At 38.6% G+C, this 25,576-nt stretch carries 29 protein-coding genes, 3 pseudogenes and 1 riboswitch; of the genes and pseudogenes, 23 read left to right on the top strand and 9 right to left on the bottom strand.

Annotated elements, in window-relative coordinates; translation table 11 throughout:
* Positions 1-38 precede the first annotated feature (38 nt).
* From HFE01_RS06280 to HFE01_RS06250, 7 genes are all read left to right on the top strand, one after another.
* Positions 39-989, top strand: a complete 951-nt coding sequence (locus HFE01_RS06280; protein ID WP_107733489.1) for a GH25 family lysozyme — start codon at positions 39-41, stop codon at positions 987-989.
* A 2-nt stretch (positions 990-991) separates the two neighbouring features.
* Positions 992-1,546, top strand: a complete 555-nt coding sequence (locus HFE01_RS06275) for a phage holin, LLH family (protein WP_107733490.1) — start codon at positions 992-994, stop codon at positions 1,544-1,546.
* 183 nt (positions 1,547-1,729) lie between these two features.
* Positions 1,730-2,107, top strand: a complete 378-nt coding sequence (locus HFE01_RS06270; protein WP_107733491.1) for a hypothetical protein — start codon at positions 1,730-1,732, stop codon at positions 2,105-2,107.
* 94 nt (positions 2,108-2,201) lie between these two features.
* A complete protein-coding gene (locus HFE01_RS06265) occupies positions 2,202-2,924 on the top strand; it encodes a hypothetical protein (protein WP_107733492.1) in 723 nt (240 codons plus the stop codon).
* Between the two features lie 40 nt (positions 2,925-2,964).
* On the top strand, positions 2,965-3,192 hold the full coding sequence (locus HFE01_RS06260; RefSeq protein ID WP_146169073.1) for a response regulator: 228 nt from the start codon (positions 2,965-2,967) through the stop codon (positions 3,190-3,192).
* Positions 3,185-3,784: an acetylglutamate semialdehyde dehydrogenase gene (locus HFE01_RS06255; protein ID WP_107733493.1), complete on the top strand. Its 600-nt coding sequence runs from the start codon at positions 3,185-3,187 to the stop codon at positions 3,782-3,784. The genes HFE01_RS06260 and HFE01_RS06255 overlap by 8 nt, the downstream gene beginning before the upstream one ends.
* Before the next feature lie 792 nt (positions 3,785-4,576).
* A complete protein-coding gene (locus HFE01_RS06250) occupies positions 4,577-4,810 on the top strand; it encodes a hypothetical protein (RefSeq protein ID WP_107733494.1) in 234 nt (77 codons plus the stop codon).
* A gap of 22 nt (positions 4,811-4,832) precedes the next feature.
* Here the strand turns inward: HFE01_RS06250 and HFE01_RS06245 are convergent, their stop codons facing one another.
* Complete coding sequence (locus HFE01_RS06245) at positions 4,833-5,717, bottom strand: discoidin domain-containing protein (protein WP_243208148.1); 885 nt, start codon at positions 5,715-5,717, stop codon at positions 4,833-4,835.
* Positions 5,718-5,904: 187 nt separating this feature from the next.
* Here HFE01_RS06245 and HFE01_RS06240 point away from each other — a divergent pair, with 187 nt between their 5' ends.
* Entirely contained in the window at positions 5,905-6,345 is a 441-nt protein-coding gene (locus HFE01_RS06240) for a NucA/NucB deoxyribonuclease domain-containing protein (RefSeq protein ID WP_107733495.1), read from the top strand.
* Positions 6,346-6,458: 113 nt separating this feature from the next.
* Here the strand turns inward: HFE01_RS06240 and HFE01_RS06235 are convergent, their stop codons facing one another.
* The gene (locus HFE01_RS06235) at positions 6,459-6,911 is read right to left on the bottom strand and encodes a hypothetical protein (protein ID WP_107733496.1); all 453 of its coding nucleotides are present in this window, start codon (positions 6,909-6,911) and stop codon (positions 6,459-6,461) included.
* A 244-nt stretch (positions 6,912-7,155) separates the two neighbouring features.
* Between HFE01_RS06235 and HFE01_RS06230 the strand changes: the two are divergent.
* The 3 genes and pseudogenes from HFE01_RS06230 to HFE01_RS06225 all read left to right on the top strand — a co-directional run bounded on the left by HFE01_RS06230 (position 7,156) and on the right by HFE01_RS06225 (position 9,185).
* Positions 7,156-8,571, top strand: a pseudogene (locus tag HFE01_RS06230) (helix-turn-helix domain-containing protein).
* A gap of 107 nt (positions 8,572-8,678) precedes the next feature.
* Complete coding sequence (locus HFE01_RS27555; RefSeq protein WP_258196262.1) at positions 8,679-8,801, top strand: hypothetical protein; 123 nt, start codon at positions 8,679-8,681, stop codon at positions 8,799-8,801.
* A 117-nt stretch (positions 8,802-8,918) separates the two neighbouring features.
* The gene (locus HFE01_RS06225) at positions 8,919-9,185 is read left to right on the top strand and encodes a hypothetical protein (protein ID WP_107733497.1); all 267 of its coding nucleotides are present in this window, start codon (positions 8,919-8,921) and stop codon (positions 9,183-9,185) included.
* On the opposite strand, the pseudogene HFE01_RS06220 reads toward HFE01_RS06225, so the two are convergent.
* A pseudogene (locus HFE01_RS06220) lies at positions 9,174-9,416 on the bottom strand (ran-binding protein 10); the annotation flags it as partial. The gene HFE01_RS06225 and the pseudogene HFE01_RS06220 sit on opposite strands and share 12 nt — an antisense overlap.
* Before the next feature lie 290 nt (positions 9,417-9,706).
* Here HFE01_RS06220 and HFE01_RS06215 point away from each other — a divergent pair.
* Both HFE01_RS06215 and HFE01_RS06210 read left to right on the top strand, forming a co-directional pair.
* Positions 9,707-10,618, top strand: a complete 912-nt coding sequence (locus tag HFE01_RS06215; protein WP_167438451.1) for a Kelch repeat-containing protein — start codon at positions 9,707-9,709, stop codon at positions 10,616-10,618.
* A 64-nt stretch (positions 10,619-10,682) separates the two neighbouring features.
* Positions 10,683-10,925, top strand: a pseudogene (locus HFE01_RS06210) (fibronectin type III domain-containing protein); the annotation flags it as partial.
* A 49-nt stretch (positions 10,926-10,974) separates the two neighbouring features.
* Here the strand turns inward: HFE01_RS06210 and HFE01_RS06205 are convergent.
* Complete coding sequence (locus HFE01_RS06205) at positions 10,975-11,187, bottom strand: hypothetical protein (protein ID WP_090890502.1); 213 nt, start codon at positions 11,185-11,187, stop codon at positions 10,975-10,977.
* Between the two features lie 448 nt (positions 11,188-11,635).
* Here HFE01_RS06205 and HFE01_RS06200 point away from each other — a divergent pair, with 448 nt between their 5' ends.
* A complete protein-coding gene (locus HFE01_RS06200) occupies positions 11,636-12,181 on the top strand; it encodes a GNAT family N-acetyltransferase (protein ID WP_052132611.1) in 546 nt (181 codons plus the stop codon).
* 342 nt (positions 12,182-12,523) lie between these two features.
* The gene (locus tag HFE01_RS06195; protein ID WP_107733499.1) at positions 12,524-13,939 is read left to right on the top strand and encodes a helix-turn-helix domain-containing protein; all 1,416 of its coding nucleotides are present in this window, start codon (positions 12,524-12,526) and stop codon (positions 13,937-13,939) included.
* 138 nt (positions 13,940-14,077) lie between these two features.
* Here the strand turns inward: HFE01_RS06195 and HFE01_RS06190 are convergent, their stop codons facing one another.
* The 3 genes from HFE01_RS06190 to HFE01_RS06175 all read right to left on the bottom strand — a co-directional run bounded on the left by HFE01_RS06190 (position 14,078) and on the right by HFE01_RS06175 (position 16,142).
* Positions 14,078-14,398: a hypothetical protein gene (locus HFE01_RS06190; protein ID WP_016821966.1), complete on the bottom strand. Its 321-nt coding sequence runs from the start codon at positions 14,396-14,398 to the stop codon at positions 14,078-14,080.
* A 1,094-nt stretch (positions 14,399-15,492) separates the two neighbouring features.
* Complete coding sequence (locus tag HFE01_RS06180; RefSeq protein WP_103042478.1) at positions 15,493-15,807, bottom strand: DMT family transporter; 315 nt, start codon at positions 15,805-15,807, stop codon at positions 15,493-15,495.
* Positions 15,804-16,142 (bottom strand): DMT family transporter, encoded by a 339-nt coding sequence (locus HFE01_RS06175; protein ID WP_103042477.1) that lies wholly within the window; start codon positions 16,140-16,142, stop codon positions 15,804-15,806. Before HFE01_RS06175 ends, HFE01_RS06180 begins: the two co-directional genes overlap by 4 nt.
* An 88-nt stretch (positions 16,143-16,230) precedes the next feature.
* Positions 16,231-16,331: riboswitch (guanidine-I (ykkC/yxkD leader) on the bottom strand.
* Positions 16,332-16,553: 222 nt separating this feature from the next.
* Between HFE01_RS06175 and HFE01_RS27035 the strand changes: the two genes are divergently transcribed.
* The 3 genes from HFE01_RS27035 (at position 16,554) to HFE01_RS06170 (ending at position 17,369) form a co-directional block, all read left to right on the top strand.
* Complete coding sequence (locus HFE01_RS27035; protein ID WP_016821962.1) at positions 16,554-16,649, top strand: hypothetical protein; 96 nt, start codon at positions 16,554-16,556, stop codon at positions 16,647-16,649.
* 244 nt (positions 16,650-16,893) lie between these two features.
* Positions 16,894-17,019, top strand: a complete 126-nt coding sequence (locus tag HFE01_RS27550; protein WP_257125939.1) for a hypothetical protein — start codon at positions 16,894-16,896, stop codon at positions 17,017-17,019.
* A 242-nt stretch (positions 17,020-17,261) separates the two neighbouring features.
* A complete protein-coding gene (locus HFE01_RS06170) occupies positions 17,262-17,369 on the top strand; it encodes a hypothetical protein (protein ID WP_016821960.1) in 108 nt (35 codons plus the stop codon).
* A 196-nt stretch (positions 17,370-17,565) separates the two neighbouring features.
* On the opposite strand, the gene HFE01_RS06165 is transcribed toward HFE01_RS06170, so the two are convergent.
* Positions 17,566-19,032: an FAD-binding protein gene (locus HFE01_RS06165; protein ID WP_167438485.1), complete on the bottom strand. Its 1,467-nt coding sequence runs from the start codon at positions 19,030-19,032 to the stop codon at positions 17,566-17,568.
* Between the two features lie 415 nt (positions 19,033-19,447).
* On the opposite strand from HFE01_RS06165, the gene HFE01_RS06160 reads away from it, so the two are divergent.
* From HFE01_RS06160 to HFE01_RS06150, 3 genes are all read left to right on the top strand, one after another.
* Complete coding sequence (locus HFE01_RS06160) at positions 19,448-20,329, top strand: glycosyltransferase family 2 protein (protein WP_117289557.1); 882 nt, start codon at positions 19,448-19,450, stop codon at positions 20,327-20,329.
* Between the two features lie 192 nt (positions 20,330-20,521).
* Positions 20,522-20,623 (top strand): sporulation protein YjcZ, encoded by a 102-nt coding sequence (locus HFE01_RS27240; protein WP_167438452.1) that lies wholly within the window; start codon positions 20,522-20,524, stop codon positions 20,621-20,623.
* 316 nt (positions 20,624-20,939) lie between these two features.
* A complete protein-coding gene (locus HFE01_RS06150) occupies positions 20,940-22,352 on the top strand; it encodes a helix-turn-helix transcriptional regulator (RefSeq protein WP_016821956.1) in 1,413 nt (470 codons plus the stop codon).
* A gap of 723 nt (positions 22,353-23,075) precedes the next feature.
* Here the strand turns inward: HFE01_RS06150 and HFE01_RS06145 are convergent.
* On the bottom strand, positions 23,076-23,954 hold the full coding sequence (locus tag HFE01_RS06145; protein WP_117289553.1) for an SDR family NAD(P)-dependent oxidoreductase: 879 nt from the start codon (positions 23,952-23,954) through the stop codon (positions 23,076-23,078).
* 154 nt (positions 23,955-24,108) lie between these two features.
* On the opposite strand from HFE01_RS06145, the gene HFE01_RS06140 reads away from it, so the two are divergent.
* Both HFE01_RS06140 and HFE01_RS06135 read left to right on the top strand, forming a co-directional pair.
* On the top strand, positions 24,109-24,582 hold the full coding sequence (locus tag HFE01_RS06140; protein ID WP_167438453.1) for a MarR family winged helix-turn-helix transcriptional regulator: 474 nt from the start codon (positions 24,109-24,111) through the stop codon (positions 24,580-24,582).
* A 161-nt stretch (positions 24,583-24,743) separates the two neighbouring features.
* Positions 24,744-25,226 carry a hypothetical protein gene (locus tag HFE01_RS06135; RefSeq protein WP_228552592.1) on the top strand — a complete coding sequence of 161 codons (483 nt, stop codon included), beginning with the start codon at positions 24,744-24,746 and terminating at the stop codon, positions 25,224-25,226.
* The last annotated feature ends 350 nt before the right edge of the window (positions 25,227-25,576 follow it).

The raw sequence follows: 25,576 nt of genomic DNA, 5'->3' as shown, positions 1-25,576 counted from the left end.
TTTGAAAAGTAAAAGTGGTAAGGAAGGAGAGAAAGAGGATGCAACGACGAAACAGTCGTAATGTAAGAGGGATCGACGTATCCCGTTATCAAGGAAAGATTGATTGGAAGGCGGTCAAGGCAGATGGTATTTCATTCGACTTCATTAAGGCCAGCCAGGGGCATCGTTACATTGATCCAACATTCACCGCGAATGCAAAAGGAGCCAGAGCAGCCGGGGTATTGTTGGGAGCATACCACTTTGTAGACGCAACCAACGTTGAGGCAGCCAAAGCAGAAGCGCGGCATTTTGCCGAGGTATTGGAACAGGTAGGCGGAGGGAAAACGCTTGACTTGCCGCCTGTAATGGACTATGAAAACAATCCCGGCAAATTGTCTAAAACGCTTATTAGTGCTGTAGCTTTGGCCTTTCTACTGGAGCTGGAGCGAATTACAGGACGCAAGCCCATTATCTATACAGGCAATGCATTCGCAACCAATTTTAACGCCTCATTGGGCGGTTACCCATTATGGATAGCCCGATACAGTGAAACGCGTGTACCGAGCGATACAGTGACGTGGAAACGCTGGGATATTTGGCAGTACAGCGATAGCGGTAAGATAGCTGGGATAATAGGGAACGTGGATATGAATGAGTATGATGGCACGGCGGACGAACTACGAGAACGATTCACAAAGCGCCCTGAGCAGCCGGAGACAGTCACGTCCGGTACGTTCGTCGTAAATGGTAAACAGGCAGGGAAGACGCTGCTCTTTGATGGCAGGACATATGTACCGCTGAAGGTGCTTGCTAATGCTATGGGGTTGTCATATCACTGGGATAATGCACACAAGGAAGCTTATCTAAACGGAGCCAAGCTGCAAATGGTCCAACTTGTACAGGGTACCGCATACGTACAACTCAAACCTATTGCAGAGGCTTACGGCGCAATAGTGTCCTGGGATTCAAAAAATAAAATCGCGTCGTTGAAAACGAAAGGGGAAAAGTAATCATGCAAACAATTATCGAAACTGTACAACCTTATGTAAATACCATCGTCACAGCCGCTGCGGGTGTGCTTACAGCATTTGTTTTAGGAGGTCTGAACAAACTCAAGACTAAGGTTAACGTGTGGCTAGAAGCGCGTACCACGGCGGCACAGAGGGAAGTAATCCATAAAATTGTTGGGGAGGGCTTTGCTTTTGCTCAAACAGCATTTAAAGAAGCTGGGGGAGAACGTAAGCTTCAGGAGGCTTTGCAGTATGCTTCACTTACACTTTCCAGTCAAGGTATCGTTGTATCCCAAGTAGAGCTAAAATCCGCGATTGAGAAAGCATATCTGGAGTATAAGACCAAAACAAAAGCAGTATTGGCTACTGAAGCACAGACAAACGAGGAGGCAGCACAAGCCGCAGCTAAGGAAGCAGTATCTGGTTTGGCTGCAAAGCTTAATGATTTCTTGGCTCAGGCTATAGTAGAGGTAACGCCAAACGCTCTAGTTCACCCTGAACCAGAGCCTGTTCCGGTACCAGCAGAGTCAGTACAAGCGCCTGCTACTGCTGAATAAACTATAAGTAAGTGCCCTGCTAGCTTCGGCTGCGGGGTTATTTTTTTACTTGAAATACGAACATTTGTTCTGTATAATTATAAATATAAGTAAAAGTATGGTAAAAAAAGATTCCAATATGAGTTCACTAATGGTATATTTTAGGTGTGAAAAATCAAAATATACAGATAATAGGTGAAATGAATGACAGAAAAAATAATGAATCCAACAGCAGAAGGTGTTCAAGTTATTCCGAATTATTCGGAAATTCTCTCCTCAACCGTTAGTGAAAGCTATCCGAAATATGCGAGAAAAAAATTATTGAAAGAAATGGAAAAAAATGAAGTAGTGAGGCTTGAAAAGAGCAAAAAAACTGCTGAAGGGAAAAATGTTTTGGACTTATCAGACATTGAAGATGAAGGGAATCAACTTTCAGAAGGAATTGCAAGAGCTCAAACGGTGGTGAGACACGTCGAAAAGGACGAGTTTTTGAAATCGTATAAGTTTGCAGCTGTCTTTTCCGTTACTGAGATTGATGAAACTCTTATCGAAGTAGGGCTAGCATCAGGGGGGGATTGTTGATTATTTTTCGGATAATCGTCCCAATGATTACGTTTTTGATGAAAAATTATATAAATCAGTCATTCCCACTAAATATGCAAGTGGGAATATTATCATGTTTAAATTTAGCCGACTTCTTTCAGGGTTTCCTCCCAATACTGAAATCAAGAAGCAATACAAATATCCTATTATTGCTGTCTATCACAAACATCTTAAAGCGCTTGAAATTAGATTGGATAGAGTTAAACCTTATTTTCAAGATGATGAATTTTTTTACACTCAACAAATTGAACTTGTGTTAAATTGGTTTAAAAGGAACCTAAATTGTCAGTTCGAAAACATCAATTTCCCCGCTGTGATCGACTACATCATTAAGACTCTTGAGCAAGACGAAGTAAGCGTACACTCTCAATCCATGAGTTTACCCAATGGAGGGAAGGCAGTTCTTGATACAGGGGCTGATGAAAACTATATACTTCCCTTGCTTGGGGAGCTCAAAGAACTAATCAGGTCGCATGAAGAACTTTTTGATAAAAGCCCAGAAATTAAGCAAATTCTTGATGGTTTCATCGCAGAAATTGAGACAAATGCCAACTTGCCATGGATAGCATTAATATGGAAAGGTACTGACAAAGGCAAAAGCACAACAGTTAAGTTTAAACACGATTATTTAAATCAGGAATATAGCTTTTTGCAGTATTATGGACAACAATCCAATATGGAGAAGATGAATAATGTCACCGACTATATTATCAAGAATAAAATCGAGTTTGACCGACTCGAAGATATTGCCAGATCGGAAGATGATGGATCTACTGAAGATCCTATCAACGTATAAAAAGGGGCAGCTTATTTATCCAGGTGTCTTGATAAGGCGATTGAATGTAACTATGTCAGTCGCATATCAAGTGTTGGAAATAATCAAGCGTTTAAAGATTATTATTGTTGTCTTTGAAGTATATTGTCATCGTTGTGGGCGATTTACTGGTGAGATATACAATACAATTGGCGAAATTCCTGAGTCTGATTATTGCGAAAACTGCGATTCAGAATTAACATCTATTCAAAATAGTGTAGCAGTATACAAGGTGATCTTTGATGAGTAACGTCGGTCTTTCCCCACATGAATATCTTAAGTTTGCAGATATTGACGAGATGGAAGAACATTTCAATACTCTTTCTAGACTAAATGATGAAGATCTTTCAGAGTATAAAAAATTATTAGTTAATTTAGAAAAAGTAAATAAAAAAGAAGTGACAAAAACTAAAAAAGAACAGGGAGAGAATAACACTCTTCAAAAAGGAAAAGCCTTAGAGAAATTGGTTTCTTTTCTCTGGGAAAAATCAGGGTTCTTTGAAGTTCATGAAAATATTCGTAACAGTACAAATGAAATTGATCAACTTGTCGATTTCAATTTCAAAGGAAAACTTTTTGAAAGCTTTTTACCCGTAAATCGAAAAAACAGTAGGTTTCTAATATCGGAATGCAAAAACTATAATAAGACGATAGGTGTTACTTGGGTTGGTAAATTATACTCTTTGACTTGCACCAATTCTTCAAGATTTGGTTTTCTTTTCTCTTATCATGGGATGGCTGCAAGAGGAGGATGGGATTCTGCTATAGGACTTACGAAGAAACTCTTCCTTCAAAAAGAGAGATTAGATGAACGAGTATCAATTATTGATTTTCAATATTGAAGATTTCAGAATGATTGCTGAAGGACACAATTTCCTGTATTTGGTAAAATCCAAAATTGATGCTCTTTTGTTACAAACCAGTGTTGATAGTTTTATCTCAAAGCACCCCGCCGAGAACTGATCTATTTTGTAAGAATATCATAAAAATCCGAAAGCATCGGTGATACCCTGCTGGCATATGCTGGTGGGGTGTTTTTGTTTACCTAGAAGTCCATTCCCTAAACAATGTCTCACATAACCTGTGGAGTAAACAAGGGAGGCGTTATGTGTGAGTGGAGCTGAAAGAGGTGGAGGGAATACTGACAGGAAAGTTTGGATGTCGATAACTGTTATCCTGGCACTGTTTATTTTGTTGGTAGTTATCTTAACATTAACCATTTTATAAAAGTTGTTTTTAGGCTCTGCCGGTTTATCTGGTGTGAGCCTTTGTTTTGTTTACCTATATACCCTGTCACTATACGAATTGATACATATATTAAGGTGTACAACAAGTAAAGGAGGTTAAAGCTATGAGTGGATGTGACAACAACACAACTCCAGCTCCAGTTGGTGGTATGTGGACTTCTACAGGAGCAATATTAGTGCTCTTTATCTTGTTGGTTATTATCACTAAATCACTTTGGATTTAATTTTGTTAAGAAAAGGCTGTTGGACCACACACACTTTTTTTTCAATTCACTCAGTACAACTCCTAAAAAACGTGTAATGACCCTGCTAGCAGTGCTAGTGGGGTATCTTTTTGTTTGCAGGAATTTATCACCATGTGCCGAATGAATTATTGAGGTGATCAGCATGAACCTTACATTTAAAGTGTTAAAGTCAGATATAGAACTATTTGCAGCTGCATTAAGTCAGGTAAGAGTATACGTGGTGCAGTCATTGGATGAGGATTTGATAGATATTGTGGATTACGGTGGATCAGTTGATAAAATTACACCGGAGTCAATTAAGATAAACGGAACTTATTTCATCCATAATCAATTTGAATTTAGAGTAGATGTGAAAAAGGACTCCGCTGGTATGTAACCAGTATGGAGTCCTTTGTTGTTTATTTAGTTGAATACTCACTTACTTCAAACGTAAGAATCTTATTGAATATTACATAGTCCTTTCGGTTACTGAATGGACCTTTGTTATTATTGTGCTTATCAATGGCAAAGAATGAAGGACCTCTTCCGGCATCTTTAGCGTCATACCAGGCGATGAAGGCACTTAATTCTTTTTTACTTAGATCGAATTCTTTATCAAATCCATTATCCATTGTTATAGTCAGAATAGCACGGTCTCCAGTAGGTTGCGATGATCCATCAGTATCCGATGATCCAGGCGTTGTAGATGGATCAGGCTTTGTTGATGGGTCAGGTGTTGTAGATGGATCAGGTGTTGTAGGTGGAGCAACTGGGTTAGTATTATACATCTCAAAAGCTCCAAGAGTCAGAATACTTTGCCCATTATTCATTGATACATTTAGCCGATATTTTATATATTCTTTTGTGTTACTAAATGTAAATTCTTTTTTTACGGGTTGATCCCAATTACTTTGATTTTTTTGTGTATCGAGAACCACCCATGATGCTCCATCCCAGCCTTCAAAAGTCCAATCTTTTGGAGATTCAGCTTTGTAATTATTACCTCCACGAGCCTGTAATACATATTTGTTCACAACAACTGGTTTTTCAAATTGGTAACCAATCCATCCAGGGATGCCATTTACAGCTGTAGACCACCCGTTATCATTAAGGGATTGATCAAATACGGTCCATGGTTGGTGACTATCACTCCAACTGCTACTAGCACTAGCAATTCCAGAAGGAATGTTATTCCATGTCATTTTTGGAATTAAGTTAACATTACTTGAGCTAGCAAAAGAAGAACTTGCAAACATTGAAGCTAAAAAAAAGATAGAGAGTAAAGAGAAAAATATTTTTTTCATGTTAGAGCCCCTTTTTGTTTTATTTGCTAAGTAAGAATACAATTATCATAAAGGAATGTCTAAACATTTATGTCTATATATTCAAAATAAAGTTTAATGGTGAATTTTAATTTTTATTTTTATTATGTGACAACATATGCGATACTTCGACATGACTCTTCAATTAGTATAAAGAAGGCTAAATACTATGGAGGTGTCATATGATAAAAGGAATCGTAAGAGGGTTAATCGTATTTTACTAGCTGCTATTTTTTCCGTACAAGGCGTTTACGCTGAACCAGCAGCAATCAGCCAACAAGCAGCAACTGGGTATACGTTGGAGTTCCCAAGTTCACGTTACCCTGAAACTGGGGCGCATATTAGAGATGCAATAGCAGCCGGACATTCTGCTGTATGTACGATTGACCGTGATGGAGCGGAAGAAAACAGGAAGGAATCGCTCAAAGGCTATCCGACTAAAAAAGGATATGACAGAGATGAATGGCCAATGGCAATGTGTACAGAAGGTGGTGCAGGTGCTGATATTCGATACATAACTCCTAGTGATAACCGGGGAGCAGGATCATGGGTAAGTCATCAGTTAGATAAGTATGAGGATGGAACAAAAGTTGAATTTATCGTTAAATAATGAAAAGCCCAGCTAATCCACTAAGGTTAGCTGGGCTTTTGCTAGACACTAAGTATGGCAACATTGAATACATAAAGCGCCTTGGATTTATCTCCAAGGCGTTGTAGTAACGGTTAGTTAATGTCTCCTGTGAACTGACCAGTAGTAGCCCAAGCTTCGCCTTCAACGTTGTTACCGCCCGCTCTGAATTGAATTACATATTTCCCTGAAGGCATTCCATTAGGGAATGAATTAACGCTAGTCCACGTTAATGAGTCTCGTTTGCCAACAGTTTTATAGACATATTCTTTCCCGTTACCCTGCAAGCTCCAAGTGAGATTTGATGTTCCTGTATTCTGAACTCTAATCCTTACATGTCCATAACCCTTCTCAACAGTTAATTCCATCGTTGGACTTGTCCCACCAAGAACCTCATGTACCTCTTGGCCAGTTTTTTGGATAACTATACCTCCGTGATCCTTCGAGAATGTAACCCCCGTAACTGGTGCGGCAGAAGCAGCTACTGGAGCTACTGCCATTAGAGCCAAAGCACTTGTAAGGATAATTGCTGTGTTTTTAAAGTTCATCAAAAACCGTCCTCTCGAATGGTATAATTTGTACTAATAACCAATCATACCACATAAAAAGGAATAAAATGTACATTATTATTAACAAAATGGTAACAAACCATTAATATTAGAAAATACATATTTCATTTGAATATTGCATGACAAATATTTCAAAACTTATTGACAACTGTTAAATTATGAACAACAATAGAATGCAATAATATATAAAGTTTGGAATTTCTGTATGAAGGGTGGATATGATATGAAGCATACACCTACGATCCGAGCAGAATTAGATAGATACATACAACAAAAAGGGTTGAGCTTAGCGCAATTCGGACAACTTGCAGGCATGAATAGGGGAATAATAAGTGCTATTGTGTCAGGGAATAAGTCAATGTCTGTTAACCAGCTTGACCGAATCACTGAGGCTATGGGTTTACCAGAAGGGGAGTTTTACGATCTGTTTATAGAAAACTTCATCATCGACCATCCTCCGAATATGAGGCGTATCGAGCCATTTTTGTTTCGGTGTGCGGAGTTGGACAAGTTGGATGCGATCCGTCGAGTGGTGGGAGCTATCATGGACAATCTACTCTACTCACCCAAGCTATTTGAAATAGCGGAAGAATTATTGTCGCAGGGACGACATGAGGCTGCATTGCTGCTCTATGAGGGGGTGGCTGAAACAGAGAGATATCAACATTCTGAACGTTTGGCAATCTGCCAATATCGTATATTCAAAATTCAAGTTGGAGAGGCTCAAAGCCGTAATCTCGAGGCAGCAACGCTACTTGAACCCTTTGTGGAACGTCTTGATGAAATGGAACAGCTTGACGCGCTGAAGGATTTAGCTAACGTTTACAGGTCATTGCGTAAATGGGACAAGGTTGATGAAATAGCTCGAAAAATGAGAGCTAAGGCGGAAATCCAATATTCGATGAAACATCAACAGCAGAGTCGAATGTGTGATGAGTCTTCCAAGAAACTAAGTCGTCCACTGTTTGTGTACATTGCTTATGCTGATTTGTTGTGTTCAGGTTCTTGCGAAGCTAAAGGCGATTACCACCAAGCTCTCCAGTATACATACGCCTACGCTAGTTTAGATTGGGTTTTGGAGAAGGACGAGGACACCCAACACTGGATGGGTTTGTTCCAAAACTGGGCAGAAGGTAACACGTACGTATATAAGCTTTTATCTGGAGATATAAACGTGCTAAACGATTATGTTCATTATATTATTGCATCAAGTGATAAAGTCGATAAGGAAATGATTGTAAAGCTTTTGAACGTAATGTTTGCAGCTAACCAATATAAGTTAGACGTTAATGATATAATTAAACGGTTTGAACCGATTATTGCTTCTTTTGTGCAACAGCCATCAACGGATATGTATACGAAACAAGTTATACCAGAGCAGTATGCGCGTTTGGGTTATGAGCTGGCTTAATATTATTTACATCAAGGTTCGTACGAAGATGGTTTTAAATATTTGATGTATTCTTTGGAAAGTTATCATACATTGAATAATGAGACTTATTATTTAAACTGTGTAGGAATGTTTGAGCATTTCCGCACTCATGCAATTCCCGAAACAAAGGAAAAATACTCAAAATTCATTGAAAAGGTGTGGTTAGACAATGTTAAAAAAAATGGTACTGCTAATCATTGCAGCTAGTTTTTTGTTTATTGTTACTGTACCTGTTCAGTCGAATAGCCACCAGGTTACTCCATACTATGATCCGATTGGTGGGGCCTGAACCCTGTTTGAGGAGTGGATGACCAATGCTGAGAAAAATTGTACTACTGACCATCGCGGCTAGCTTTTTGTTTATTGTTGCTGGGCCGGATCAAGCCTTTAACCACCACCATAGTATTCAGCCTAACGTTACCATTGGAGGATTTTAAAGCTAAAGCTAAAGCTAAAGCTAAAGCTAAAGCTCTGCCAACCTTATAGTTGGTAGGGCTTTCTTTAGTGCAGGAATTACCACACATACAGCATAATAACTATCTGAGGTGAACAGCTTGAACCATACATATAAAGTTTTGAAGTCCGATATCGAACTATTTGCAGCTGCATTAAGCCAGGTAAAGGTGTACGTTGTTCAGTCGTTAGGCGATGAGTTGATATCGGTTATAGACTATGGTGGCACTATAGAAAAGTTTTCGCCTGATTCGGTCAAAATTGCCAGAGCTTATTATATACGGAACCAGTTTGAATTTAGAGTAGATGTGAAAAAGGACTCGCTGGTATGTAACCAGTATGGAGTCCTTTGTTGTTTATTTAGTTGAATATTCACTTACTTCAAACGTGAGTATTTTGTTGAATATAACATAGTCATTTCGGTTACTGAATGGACCTTTGTTATTATTGTGCTTATCAATGGCATATGATGCTGTACCTGTTCCAGCTTGTTTTCCTTCATACCATTCGATAAAGGAATATACTTCATCCATTGAGAGATCAAATTCTTTTTCAAGACCAGTAATCATGGTCACTATAAGTATCGCACGATTCCCCATTTCGGGTATATCCGGAGTTACTGGTTCTTTATAACCGAATAACTGCAGTTCACCAATACAAGTATATCCAGCAGTTCTACCATTATCCGCTGTTATATATAAACGATATTTTGAATATCTTTTGGCATTTATGATAGTAAAATATGGGGATGTAGGTTCGTTATTTAGTGAGAAAAATCTCCATGTGTTTTTTTAACAACAACCTTCAGAAATAGTCATTATTGTTTAGACACTCCAGTAATTATTTGTTATTCTGACTTTTCAAATAATTACTGGGGGAGAATATACATATGAAAAAAACATTATTGTCTATTATTTCATGCCTTGTTATCATTTTTGGCTTTGGGATAAGGGTCTATGCAGAAAATGAAGTTGAGTCACAATGGATTATGAAAAATGATCTTCCTACTCAACTCGCAGGTTCAGCAGTGGCTGAGGCAAATGGGAAGATTTATGTATTTGGAGGAATATCGAGTTCACTGACAGATAATAAAAAAACTGTATACGAATACGATCCTATTAATGATTCATGGGTCAAAAAAAATGATATGCCATTTGCTACAACCGCATCCACCGCTTCTACGGTAGATGGAAAAGTTTACTTATTTGGCGGATATACAGGAAATGCTTATACAATGACTGGTGGATCTTTATTAAATAGCGTTTATGTATATGATCCTCAGACAGATACATGGGGTAAAATACAAAATATGTCAACAGGGAAAGCATGGGCAAGTTCAGTTACATATGAAGATACAATATACATTGTTGGGGGCATAACAAACGCTGCAACTGTTGCTACTGTTGAAGTTTATAACTCTAAAACAGATACATGGACCACTAGAGCTAGCATGCCTTCTGCTCTACATGCGGTCGGACTAACCGTCCTTAAAGACAAAATATATGCTGTCGGAGGTGGCAATGGAACAACATCTTATAAAAATGTTCGTGAATATGACCCTAAAACTGATAAATGGACAGATAAAGCTAACTTGTTAAATGCAAAGGACGGATCAGGAACAGTTGTTTTAAATGGGTTGATATATAGTATTGGTGGTGGTGCAACTAGTGGGCAATCCCTTCGAGATGTAGAAGTATACAATCCTATTACAAATATATGGGAGCCAGCACCTAATTTAAATGTTGCCCGTACTGCCTTTGGGGCTGCGGTGATGAACGGAAAACCCTACTACTATAACTAAGACCGTTGAAGAATTCACACCTACAAGCCTACCGACAGAACCCAACCCCACACCGGAACCAGGACCAACAGGAGACCGTGCAATCTTGACCATTACTCTTACAACTGGCTTAGAGAAGGAATTTGATTTGAGCATGAAAGAGGTCAATGACTTTATTGCATGGTACGAAGGCAAACAAGCTGGTTCTGGATCAGCATCCTATGCAATCAATAAACATGATAACAATAAAGGTCCATTCAGTAGCCGTAAGGACTACATGTTGTATGATCGTATCCTAATGTTTGAAGTAAGTGAATACTCTAAATAAATTAAAAGCTCTGCCGACCCATTAAGGTTAGCAGAGCTTTTTAATGTCATCACTTCATTGCACTGGTTCGGCGGTAATCTCTATATATCTCCGTTAGTCCCAAGACTTCTTCCATTGTCAGGTTATTACGAAGGTGATTCAGCGCTTCGGCGATATACAACGCTACCACTATTTGCTTTTGTTCATCAGTTCGTGGCCGTTCCTCTTGTAATTTGTCTTGTATGTTCCTGCGATGTATTTCTAGGAATCTTTCTAAATCCATAATCATCGCTCCTTTTTTGTTAAGCTGGATGGTTTTCGTTTTAGCCTATTCAAATAGTAAACCATGATCACGGAATTCAAATGTCCGGACTTTGTGACCAGGTAGTAATTCTGTTTCCTTGTAGAAAACTTCAAACTCAATTAGCAGGCAATCAGTGAATTTATCAAAAGTATATATGACCAGGAGAATATCTTCTATTAATATTCACAAAATAGTCCAATCGGATTATACTTGACGCGACGGATGCAGAGCAACCCCGACAGCATCGATGACACCCTATGGCTCAAGCCGGTGGGTGTTTTTTGCGTTTGGGGAAGTATACATAATGTCTAGCAGGGGGGAATATGAACAGGCGAAAGGAATGAAGTAAACTGAAATTATATTCGAGACAGACATGCTATAATTGAATCCAATCAAGTATTAAAGTCCAGCAATAAGGAGAGATATTTTGGAGCAAATTAGAGGAATTGAAATTGTTGAAATGACATTTGATAACAAGGATGATTACGAATGCAAAGATCAACCTTTTATGGTCATAGGGAGACTTATCCCCAAACTAGAAAATGGCATATGGAGTTATCATGAAGAACTTTATGAACAACCTTATGAGTCAAAATATCCGGAACACGAAGATCTTGATGAATATATTAATAGCAATGACAGTATTGCTTTCTTATACTATTCCGGAAGGAAATGCTTGGGACATATAAGACTGGGGACAGTAGAGGAAACTAAATTTGCTTCTATTGACAGACTTATTGTATTAGAAAGTAGCAGAGGAAAAGGAATAGGAACTGCCTTGTTAAACAAGGCAAGGGAGTGGGCATTACAAAAAGGAATGCAGGGATTTACGCTTGAGACGCAGGATGTTAATTTACTCGCTTGCCGATTTTATTTGAAAAATGGGTTTGATATTGGAGCAGTGGACACTATGCTTTATTCAAACTCAAAATACAAAGATGAAAATGCGGTATTTTTCTATTCAAAATTCTAATGCATCATGATAATTTAATGTATTATATTTACAGAATCCCGTTATGCAATCCGAAAGTATCGGTGAAACCCTACTAGCCAAAGCCAGTGGGGTACTTTTACGTTTAGTGAGATATTATTGTGGCTTTTGATTTAATTCCATCTGTTAATATGCTAATTATTCTCATCTATAGTTGGTGGAATGCTAGTATTTGAGACATGCGATGAGTTTTTTATTTCAATTCATGCGAAAAATTGAATGTTTATATTAGTCGAATAATATATTGACATATGGTTAATTATGGTGAAAAATGAAGTATGTTTTTAAAAAATATGGAATATTCAAGCGAAGGGTGGCTATGGCATGAAGCATACACCTACGATTCGGGCGGAATTAGACAGATACCTGCAACAAGAAGGTTTGAGCATAGCGCAATTTGGGCATATCGCAGGCATTAATAGGGGAATAGTAAGTGCCATTGTGACAGGTAATAAGTCTATGTCTGTTAATCAGCTTGACCTAATGACTGAGGCTATGGGTTTAACAGCGGGCTGCTTTTACGACTTATTTATAGAAAACTACATCATCGACACGTCCCCGAATATGAGACGAATCGAGCCATTTTTGTATCGTTGTGCAGAGTTGGACAAGTTGGGTGCGATCCGTCGAGTAGTGGGAACCATCATGGACAATCTACTCTACTCGCCCAAACTTTTTGACATTGCGGAGGAATTATTGGCACAGGGACGACATGCGGCTGCACTGCTGCTCTATGAGAGTGTAGCTGAAGCGGAGAAATACCAACATTCTGAGCGTTTGGCAGTTTGCCAATATCGTATTTTCACGATTCAAATTGGTGAGGACCAAAACCGTAATCTAAGAGCAGCCATACTATTTGAACCTTATATTGAGCGTCTGGACGAAATAGAGCAGCTTGACGCATTGAAGGATTTGGCAAACGTGTACAGGTCTTTACGTAAATGGGACAAGGTTGAGGAAATGGCACGGCAAATGAGAGGGAAAGCGGAAGTTCAATATTCCATAAAACATCAGGCAAAACGAAATTCTCAAGAGCATGAAAAGGAGACAAAGGGCCCACTATTTGGATATATTGCTTACGCCGATTTGTTGTGTGCAAGTGTTTGTGAAGCCCAAGGCGATTATCAACAAGCTCTACAATATACATACGCCTATGCGGAATTAGACTGGGTCAAAGAGACTGACGAAGATACTCAATACTGGGTAAACTTGTTCAGTCAGTGGGCAGAAGGTAATACGTATGTAAATATGCTTCTGTCTGGAGATGTTAGTGTGCTACCGGCCTATGTTGAATATATAGCAGCCACATCAACCAATAATGAAAATGAGAAGCTCTCAAAGCTGTTGAACGTTATGATAGCGGCTAACCGATATGGAATAGATGTGAATGATGTCATTTCTCGTTTTGAAGCGGAGATTCATTCGTTTTCTGAACAGCCCACATTTGATGATATGTATACTCAACAAGTAATGCCAGACTATTTCGCGTGGTTTGGTTACGAAATTGCTCATTATTATTTACAGCGAGGAAACTACAATGATGGCTTCAAACACTTGATGTATGCAATGCTAAAGTCACATATAATAAATAATGAAACTTACTTTATAAATTGTATGGGCCTGTTTGTGCGTTTTCAAGTCCATGCGACTCCTGAAGTCAAAACGGAGTTTCACAATCTTATTGAAAAGGTGTGGTTAAGTAATGTTGAAAAGAATGGCATTGTTAATCGTTGCGAGTAGCTTTTTGTTTTTTATAACCGTACCCGCTCACAATCATGATCAGCTTATTCAGACCTTTGTACAAATAGGTGGATTCTAAAGTAAAAGAAAGCTCTGCTAACCTTAATGGGTCGGTAGAGCTTTAACTGTTCACGCCTCTTATAGTGTATCAAGGTAGTCTTTCTGGAATTTGATAAAATCTTGCACACTATCGTGATAGGTAAATCTACCGCCATTTTTATTAATAATCCAGTTGATCTTCTCGTCATTTAACAAGACTCCATACATGCAATGATGAAGCAGTTCAATTTGCTTTTCATCCCTAATTCGGATCAAGTGTTTTTCTTGTTCGTCAATGAGGTACCATTTCGTTTCTGTTTCATCTACATCTGCATCCACATACAGTATTGATACCGATAAGGGGAACGGCCAGTCAAACCAATGTTCTCGCTTGTCTTCTCCATAACCTTCAAATGCCATGGTTATTTCCTCCTACTTGGATAATTTCCTGATTAGTTTAAATGGATCTAACGTGTTGCGATTATACGCTTTATTGATAACTGTTTTTTGGGGAACTCGCAGCTACTCTCAGCCTTTGGCATCTGGGCACCAATGCGATTAATGACCTGCCGTTTGAGGTTGGAGCGAACTGCGATGCGTCTGTTTAGGCTGGGTTAATGGGGGGATCGAACTGGCAATCCTGGTTCAAGAGAGAATTTTCGGTAATTTCTTTTGGCAATGACGACGTAGGCTTTTAGGAATACACACATTAAATTTACTGCTGTTCTTGTCTTATTCTACTGGCTCAGGAATATCGCCCCCATATTCTTTCCATGGCTTATCGTGCGCCATCGTAAACTTCTGCAAAAGTTTAGTGTAACTTTGGCAACTCTCTATTCCGCTATTGCTACATAATAGTTGTGTCCGCTTTCGTCGTTCATTGTTCTGATCTGTATAGTATACAGAAACGCGGGTAACAGAAGAGGTTGAATGTTTTGTTACCTGATATCGAACGCTACAACCAACGAAGACGGATATGCTCTATATTGTAATCATGGGAGGCTGGGATGGTGACCAAAAGATCATTACATTTCCTCGTCTGAAAATAGGCATTATACGGAATTAAACCTCCAATGATCCAGAGTTTATTTTTTGTACTCAAAATATAACTTGCGCATAACACATCAGGAGGCTACATACATGTCATGTCAATAAGACTCGAAGGTAATGGATTATGGGACCCACTGGAAAATATTGTTGATAACGTTTGGTCTTATAAAATAGAAAAAATATTGTATATGTGGTTGGTGAAAATAGCTTCATTAAATTGGATTCAAGTACCAACACGTATGAGCAAAAGCAATGGATTTCCGAATTTACTTCCAAAGATAGAGAGATATTCAATAAATTAATGGAAAAGTAGAGGGGAGCATAAGCAAATATGGTAGAATTTTATTTCAACGGCAGCCATGGATAAGGAAATAAAGTCCCAGACTGCCGCAGCTTTTTTAAAGTTAACATTCATCGTTAGTTTGCTCAGGAAACGACCTTTAGAGCTACACCAATATATATTTTTAACTGGCTAGTTTCAGCCCTACAGCAGAGCTAAGGACCAACCCTATACACAAAATACGCATTAATCCGCGAGGCTCGTTATAAAAGATCATGCCGAGGATAGCACCTCCAGAAGCGCCAATTCCAGTCCATACAGCGTAAGCTGTTCCCATCGGGAGTGTTTGCATTGCCAACGACAAAAATATAAAACTTAGGCCAAAACCAGTAATCAAAAGAGTCAGCGATTTCCAATTGCGGGTCTGATTGAGCTTGTTTATAAGCAAAACCCCGATCATTTCAAAAATCCCCGCTAAGATCAAATACACCCAATTCATAGTCCATTTACCTCCTCTTTCTTCTTACTAAGCATTTTCAGACCAATCACTCCAATAAGTAGCAGCCCGATCAAAGCTACTTTCGAAACACTTATGTCTGCGCCAAACAATAGGATTTCAGCTACTACAGTTCCTGCCGTCCCTAGTCCGACAAATACAGCGTATACAGTTCCAACCGCTAATGAACGAGCCGCCTTGATCATCAAATAAAAGCTGATGTAAATAGCGACTACTGTACCACTCCATTCCCAAAAACTATCCGCATGCTTTAACCCACTAACCCAAGCAACCTCGAATATAGCCGCCACAATGACTGAAATCCATGTTTTGTTCATAACACACTCCTCCTTAAACTTTTTATTAAAAATTGGGCCATAAAAGAAAAAAGATAAAAGCCTGGGAAATAAACCGCACAATGCGTTTATCTCCCAGGCTTTTATCCCTCCGTGTCACAGCCATATGGCTGTGCGTCCTCTCTCGGACCAGACCAATCTTGCGATTGCGGAACCCTAGAGAACGTTTTTATTCAGTTATTGGCTAAAATCATACTAACACGCGATGTAACGTGAGTCAATTTACAATTCACCCACTAACCTGCCAGTTACTTTAACGCTGATGCTTAGTCTACAACTTCATTTTCACTGGATTCGCCTGGTTGGGTGTATTCTCTGTTTAACTGAATGCCCGGTCACAGAGTCGTAGCTATACATATATTAAGGTGAAAACAATTAAAGGAGGGCTAAGCTATGAGTGGATGTGCAGGTGGTGTGTGGACTTCTACAGCGGCAATTTTGGTGCTCTATATCCTTTTGGTTATCATCCTTAAATCGTGCTGGGTTTAATATTGCGAAGAAAATTATATAGACCCCATCATTCAAGTTCAATGCCCTTATTTCTTTAGTAATCTGCCCGAAATCAGATTAGATAACAAGCTCTGCCGACCGATTAAGGTCAGTAGAGCTTGTTTTATTTGAACATCTTCTCGACTAGCTTTAACAACTCAGATGCGCTATGATCCACTTTATATTCTAGTTACAATTACCGAAGTATAGTGCAATCTAATATTTTAAAATGAGGGGTTAATTGATGTTGGGTATGTGGAAATTTAGTCACAGAATGCTGAGTCTTAAAATTAAAGTGGTCCATAAGATTTTAATTGGTACGATCGTTATGGGGATTGGAACTACAGTAGGCAGCGACCGAGCCGGATAAAGCATCTATTCTCATTGGTGCCTGCTCTAACGGAGAGGTTGCGTCCAATATTAATGAAAACGGGAATAAGAGTGGATATATTCAAAATAGGGGAAAAATGTTTCTGTGAACTAGCAATGCTTTCCTTCCCTAGCTCCTAGCAGGTCCTGCTAGTGTGGTGTTTTTTATTTACCAGTATGCCCTACCACAGAATGTATTTTCACATATATTAAAGTGACGACAGATAAAGGAGGTTAAAAGGCATGGGTGCATATGAAGGTAATGGCGGCGGCGGTGTATGGACTTCTACAGCGGCAATTTTAGTGCTCTTTATTCTCTTAGTTATCATCACTAAATCACTTTGGGTTTAATTTGTGAAAAGAACTGCTGGGTAATTTCACTTCACTCATGGATTGTAAAAGGTTGATCCCAATAAGCGCATAAACTATTTGGCAATAGCCACAGCATTCGCTGTTCTTTTGGTGGGTGCTCACTGAATTTCTGCCATAATAGTTTTGCGCTTATTGGGTTTTGTCGGAAGGGAGAATGTCTCATCTGAAGGGTTTATTAGCCTATACCGAATGCCTTTTCTTCAAGATCTTCTATAATTTCTAACGCAACAAAATATCCAAAAAATAATGTTAAAATATCCTCATATCGTTTTCCTGATCCTCTTGCTCTACTTAATATTATGTTTTGACTTTCTTGTATTTCTCTTTTATGGAGTGATCGAGAAACCACAGATGAATCGGGAGCGATCAGATCCACCATTAGAGTGGACAACTTTTTCTGAAACTCTTCAATTGGAAAGTCATTATTCTCTTTTGAGTACAGCTGCATAGTTTCAGGTGGATCTTTAAATGTAATCGGGTATTGAGTATTGAAGACACCTTCATTAGCTATTTTGTCAGCAATTAATTTACCGAAAACGATACCCGCTGCAAATGCTTGCCCAGGGATTCTTCCCATACCAAGAACACCATTAAATTGAGCTTCTCCAGTAGCAAAAACACGATTCAAGTTTATAACTTCAGCATTAGCATTGATTTCGATTCCTCCTGAAGAATAGTGCATTGTTGGTGTAATTTTGATTCTTTTATTTTTAACCACATTAGTGCTAAATCCATATTTTTTAAATCTTTCATTCAATATATTTTCATCAGCATGGCTCATATCCAAGTACATATTCTTTTTTTGCTTGATGCAATCGAGTTCAAAATGTAAAATCTCGTCAATCATTTCATGGTAATCATCTCGAGCAATGGCATCACATATATACTCATCTTTTAATAGTTGAATTCCTTCCTCATCTACTATTTTCCCTTGACTTAAAGATACAACTCCGCCCAATAAAATTTGTCTTCCATTGTATATTGACCAAGGATGAGACATTACTGTAGACATTCCCTTTAATCTTGCACCCATTTTTTTAGCTAAGATAAGCGTTTCTCCAGTCGAACCCGGTGAATTATCATTGTAGTTAAATTGCCCCGCATATCCTCCCGTAGCTAATACCAAATAATTAGTATATATCCTGATAAATTGATCTAATTGGATGTCGTAAAATAATGCGATAATTCCATCATTATACTTTTCCAAATGAATCAAAATTTTATTACACAGCGGTTGTTCAATATGTTGTAACAAACAATTAATTAATTTCTTTCCTCCCTGTGATTTAATCAAACATTCAGGCATGATACCAAAGGATGTTTTCTCATAAGAGATTCCTAATTCCTCGAAAAAATTTATAACTATGTTGGAGTTTCTATATAGCGTTTCAATAACCGATCGATCTGCTCCACATTTATCAACCGTAAGATTAATAATATTATTAATATCATTCTCTGATGGAACACGTGTATTTGCGGCTGCAAGAAAGGAGTTGCTCTGTTTGGGCGCATTCTTTTTTGTTGTAATCGTGTACTTGATATTGTTTTTTGATAAATAATAAGCAACAGCAAGCCCCGATATACCCGTACCAACAATCAAAATTGGAGTGTAGTGTTCTACGGATGTTACATTTCGTTCCATCATTCTATCTCCCTTTTTAAGATGCAGATATTATCTTAGGCTGAATCTCACAGTCCGTTTTCCACTTAGATATATATGTTTGTTACCGATGAAGAATGGAATCTAAGTGAAATATTTTTCCTAATTGTACAAATTTATTACTTATATTGTCAACTTCGTCTAAGAAGTAATTAGCCCGACTTTGAAGCAGGGATATTCAAACCAATCAATCTTTGATGCCACTAGCTTCTAGGACTGGAAGCTTCTAAATTTTCAAAAGGGCATATTATATTACCGGGAAGCCGCTTCGAAATATATTTCAGAACATATCTTAGAACATGAGAATATAGAAGGAACTATTATCAAAAAAATAGGGAAGATGCTTTGTGATTTTAATACTGATTCCATTTGAAAAATATGAAATGGAGGGAATATTGTGCCACGAGCTTCGGTCATACTGCCAGTTTACAATAATGCAGTTTTTGTCTTGGAGGCAATACACAGTATTTTAGCTCAAACTTATACGGATTTTGAATTAATTGTTATTGATGATGGTTCGACAGATGGATCTACCTTTCTTATTTCACAAATATCAGACCCTAGAGTGATAAAAATCTTCCATAATACCAATCGAGGGTTGATCGCTTCTTTAAACGAAGGATTAAAAAAGGCCAATGGTGAATATATCGTTCGTATGGATAGCGACGATATTTCTACGCCAGATCGACTAGCTGTACAAATCGCATTTATGGATCAAAATCCATTGATTGATGTATGCGGTGCTGCTTTTACTTCATCTAGTGGGGGATCAATAAAGGTAAATCCGGCCAGTCATGACGAAATAAAAACATGGCTGTTATTTCATTGTTGTATCTGCCATCCTGCTATAATCATGCGCAATAGCATGATCCGTCGGCTTGGCGTTCAATATGATAGTAATTATCCTCATGCCGAAGATTACGAGCTGTGGAACCGACTAGCTTTCCAAGTACAAATGGCGAACATCCCCATAAACGTATTGTATTATCGTCAACATAATGGACAAGTGTCCAATCAGCACAGAGCTATACAAGATGCTACTGCTCGGAGAATTCGTCAAAGACAGTTTAGTAAGTTGGGCCTGGAATTATCAGATGAAGAGAATCAGATTATGCTGGATATTCTTGGGTTTAAAATTAATCCCTACGATTATGATAGTTACACCAGAGCGTTAGGTTTTGCCAACTGGGTGCTGGACCAAAACAGTAAATATTTAGTTTATAACCAGGAACTATTAAACATGGCGTTTTCACGGTGCATATCCCATATTCCTTATTAACAGAGAGATAAGCAAGTGATCCGGTTGTGAAGAAGATACTCTAATAGCACAAGCTTTTGAAGTTTTTGCAAAAAGGTGATTAGGCTCTGCCGGTTTAGCTGGTTGAGCCTTTGTTTTGTTTGTCTGTATGCCCTGTCACAAAACGCAGCTATACATATATTAGAAGTACAACAATCGAAGGAGGTTAAAACCATGGGTGCATGTGAAGGCGGCTACAATATGTGGACTTCTACAGCGGCAGTTTTGGTGCTTTTTATCCTCTTGGTTATAATTACTAAAGCATTTTGGATTTAATTTCATGAAAAAACTGTTAGGCAACACACTTCACTTTTTTTAGATGGTAAAAGTTGAACCCATGGCGCATAGGTTATTTGGCAGTAGCCATAGTAATCTCTTCCTTTTGGTTAACTAAGTTTTTACAGCGTACTTAGGGGACCCTGCCATAATAGGTTGTTGCGCTTATTGGGTTCTGCTGTCAGTGAACAGCATGGACTATACATTGAAATCTTACATTATTCGCATAATATATTGACATATGGTCAATTTTAGAGAAAAATAGACTACAACAATATAAAAATTTTGGAATTTTTATGTGAAGGGTGGATATGGCATGAAGCATACACCTACGATTCGGGCGGAACTAGATAGATACCTAAAACAAGAGGGTCTGAACCTGACGCAATTCGGGCATATTGCAGGCATTAATAGGGGAATAGTTAGTGGCATTGTAACAGGCAATAGTTCTATGTCTGTTAACCAAATTGATAGAATTACAGAGGCTATGGGTTTACCAGAAGGCTATTTTTACGACTTATATGTAGAAAACTATATCATCGACATTCCCCCCAATATGAGGAGAATCGAACCATTTTTGTATCGCTGTGCAGAGTTGGACAAGCTGGATGCGATCCGTCGAGTGGTGGGAGCTATCATGGACAATCTACTCTACTCACCCAAACTATTTGACATTGCAGAAGAATTATTAGCCCAGGAACGACATGATGCTGCACTATTGCTCTATGAGAGTGTAGCAGAAGTGGAGAAATATCAACATTCTGAACGTTTGGCCATCTGTCAATATCGGATTTTCACGATTCAGATTGATGACGATCAAAGCCGCAATCTTAGGGCAGCCATACTTTTTGAGCCTTATGTCGAGCGCCTAGACGAAATAGAACAACTTGATGCATTGAAGGACTTAGCTAATGTGTATAGGTCTTTGCGTAAATGGGATAAGGTTGATGAAATAGCGAGAAAAATGAGAGCTAAAGCGGAAATCCAATACACTTTGAAACATCAACAGAGCAGCCGAGAACGCACTGAGTCTACTAAGAAGCTAACTCGCCCCATGTTTGTGTACATTACCTATGCCGATTTATTGTGTGCAAGTGTCTGTGAAGCCCGAGGCGACTATCAACAAGCTTTACAATATACATACGCCTACACAGATTTGGATTGGGTCAAAGAGACTGACGAAGATACCCAATACTGGATTAGCTTGTTTCAGCATTGGGCAGAAGGTAATACTTATGTTAATAAACTTATGTCCGGAAACACTAGTGTGCTGCTAGATTTTGTTGAATATATAGGAACAACCGCCAATGAAAGTGAGAAGCTCTCAAAGTTGTTGAACATTATTATAGTAGCTAACCGATACAATTTGGATATAGATGGTGTACTTACAAAATTTAAAATAGACATTGATGCCTCTACTCAACTCCCGACATCTACTGATATGTACACCCAACAAGTGGTACCTGACTATATTGCATTGTTTTGTTATGAAATGGCCTATTATAATTTAAATAGGAAGAAGTACAGTGATGGTTTTAAACAATTATTATGTGCAATGGTAAAAGCACATATACTAAACAATGAAACATATTTCATAAACTGCACAGGTCTCTTTGCACATTTCCAAGCATATGCGTCTCCAGAGACCAGAGAAGAGTATTTTAAACTATTAGAAAAGGTGTGGTTAGACAATGTTGAAAAAAATGGCACTGTTAATCGTTGCGAGTAGCTTTTTATTTTTTATAACTGGTCCCGTCCTGACGCAACATATTCAGATCCTTGTACAAATTGGAGGTGCTTAAGCACAAAACTCTGCTAGCCTTATGGTTAGCAGAGTTTTTTAGTTAAAGGAATTGTTACACTATGCGCCGAATGAGTCGCTGAAGTGATCAGTTTTCAAGCATACATATAAATATTTCGATGGCACAAAGTTATGACAAATTATATCTTCCTATGAAATGAGGTTTTTTAATGATTAATCATACCAATATTCTGAGAGGGGATATTATTACTGGTGATGAAACTGCAGAAGCATACGGGAGAATAGACGACAAAAAATAGATTACTATAGAGAAATTAAAATATTGTATAAAGCGACAAGAGTGACACAAGGCATACCGTAATCATAGTGAAGCTGGGGCCGTGACCCAAAAGATCGTGTTACGCCGCCTGGAGTGTAAATAGGTACTGTATGGAACACTGAGCCTCAGATTAATCTGAGGCTTATTTTTATGTGGACCAATTTACGAACTTATCAGAGTGACTGATAACGCGTAGGCTATCAACGTTATAAAGAACGAAATCACAAAGCTGAATGGGTTCGCTGCTGCTTTTTGGTGACTCATTCCGTTCATTGATTTAGCAAAAGATATGCTTGTATGTAGTGCGGGGTTTGCGTTATTGATGATTAATGCTTCATTCATTGCCGTCTTATCCCTTCATCAATCATTTCTTATGGAAGGAATCCCTTCTGTTCCAGCAAATCCTCTGTGACCTTCCACAGTTTTTGCTGCATCTTGGGATCTCCTCCAGGTGAGACTGGTTGAATAGATTTCCCAGTTCCGACGTTAAAGTATCCACCTGTTTTTTTATGATATTCCGGATCTACAATTAATCGGGTGATGATATCTGCTCCTCTTCGCGGATCTCCAAGATGAAGGATTTTCAACAATCGTTCTAATAGAGGGGCAAACCAAAGTTCTCGTCCCAATCCGGTAACATTGAATCCTGGATTTAGTGCATTTACGCTGATTCCCGTATCCGACCATCGTCTTGCCAGTTCAGCAGTGAACATAATATTCAATAATTTGGTCTTTCCATAGATGGGCGATGAGCCACGAGCGGTAAAGGCAGTTGTATCCGTTAAATCCTCGGGGAGCTTCAAAACTCCATGATGGCGTGAAGCTTCGGAGGCAACATTGACAACTCTGGCCTTGCCTACGTTCTGCAGGCACGGTTTTAGTGTATATGTTAACAGCCACGGCGATAAATAATTTATAGCAACCATTTCAGGAAACCCCTCGGGAGTGACGCGTTGCTCAAAAGCATGGATACCCGCATTGTTTAACAGCACATCAATATTAGAGTATGCGGCGGCTATCTCATCCCCGATTCGTTTAACATCCTTCAGTACCGATAAATCTCCATAAAAAAAGTCAACCTTCGCTGATGGGCTAACCAGCTCAATCTGTTTTCTTGTAGCTTCAGCACGTTCCCTACTCCTGGCAGTCAAAACAAGGTCAAAGCAGCCGCGTTTTCCCAATTCAACTGCGACTAGTTGTCCAAGACCACTGGTGGCACCTGTTATGACAACAGTAGTATTTTTAGACATCGTCATTTCTCCTTCATGTGTTACAATTTTATTGGAGTAGCCAATTCGGTGAGTTAGCATATTTGATTGACATATGTCCACTATAATAATTTGGTTGATATATGTCAATCAAATTTGACTTGTGGTTTTTTGAACGAGAGAAAGGTGATTGAAGATGAAATATAATGAAGTTAAAAATGAACCAAGGGGGAAATTGGAGATTGAGTTGGGCGAGCAGCTTAACGCACTTATCAGCGCTTCACACGCCCTGAATGTCAGAGCTGCTGCGAAATTTGACTCCTCCTTACAACCTGCCGCCTTCCATATTGTTCGTTGGCTGTATTCTTATGGCCCAACAAATGCCGCCACTTTAGCGGAATCAACTGCGATGGATCGAAGTTCAGTGAGTCGTCTTGTCAAACAGCTTGAGTCTTTGGGGTATTTGAACAGAGAGGCCTCCCGAAGTGATGGACGAGGAATTGTATTATCTCTTACTGAGCATGGACAGCAAAAATTAATTGATGCGCTTAAGGAGAAAGAGTCCGTTTTCTATGAACGAATTTCGGACTGGGAAGATGCTGAGCTTCATAATTTTAACCAAATGCTTAGGCAATTTAATGGACTCCATCGCCACGGATCACAACCTTAAGAAGTGACCCGCATGTAAGGAGTTTGGATATAGAGTAGAAGTGGATAATGAAATCTACCCGAATGTGTATTTTTTATGTCAGACAAAGCTCCCCTTACTTTGACAATCAATAAGCCGTATGTTTATGGATGAAGATAAATAGGAAGGAAAGGATGAAAATAATGAGTATGAAATTAGGAAGGAAAACTACTTTATGTTTCTCCACAATTGCTCTCTTATTTTCAGTTTTGTCCCCGCTATCAGCCTCGGCAGATGTAGCAAGCGTCACCCATGACACCTATACAAACTCTTTAAATCAGGAATTAGTTTCATCTCAATTAGTAATTTTTAAAGATGACACAGCATATACAGATGTATCTATTGTCGGGAAAAGAGTGAAATTTTCGATTAGTGGTTTAGAAAACCCGTTTAACACTAATTATTACAATCGATTAGTCTGGACTAGTACTGATGAAGAACCAAATATAAAAAATATTCTGACAGTAAAAGTTGCGCCAAAGACAGGGTCGCTTTACAGTTCCAGCAACTATGAAAACCTTTCACTGATAAAACAAAAAATCAACTCTGACTCACCTGTATATGGATGGATTCAACTAGAATCCAAAGAGTGGGTTAAAGCAGGATCAGCTATAATCAAATATTAGAATGTGTAGTATAAGTAAATACTATAAATAAGCGAAATCCCCGCCGACCAGCTAAGGTAGTGGGGATTTTTCAATATAAAATAAGACTTCATCAACTATTGACAGAGTCTTTTAGAAAATTGTTGAAAGTAGTGTTCTTAAGAAGGGAAAAGTGTTTCGAAATCTGGAAAAACGCCATCACTAAGCCAACGGGTAGGGCCTTCAAAACTTCCATCGAGTGTAGCGGTAGCATAATCTCCATTGGAGCCATACAAAGTAATAGAGATATTTTTTATTATTTGTATTTAATGCTATAAATGTGTAATGATTTTGTACATAGTTCATTAGTTGTGAAGAATATTCCTTACTTG

Source organism: Paenibacillus sp. EKM10P (assembly GCF_011800655.1).
In the GTDB taxonomy this organism is placed as follows: domain Bacteria; phylum Bacillota; class Bacilli; order Paenibacillales; family Paenibacillaceae; genus Paenibacillus; species Paenibacillus polymyxa.
This window is presented reverse-complemented; position numbering and strand designations above follow the sequence as displayed.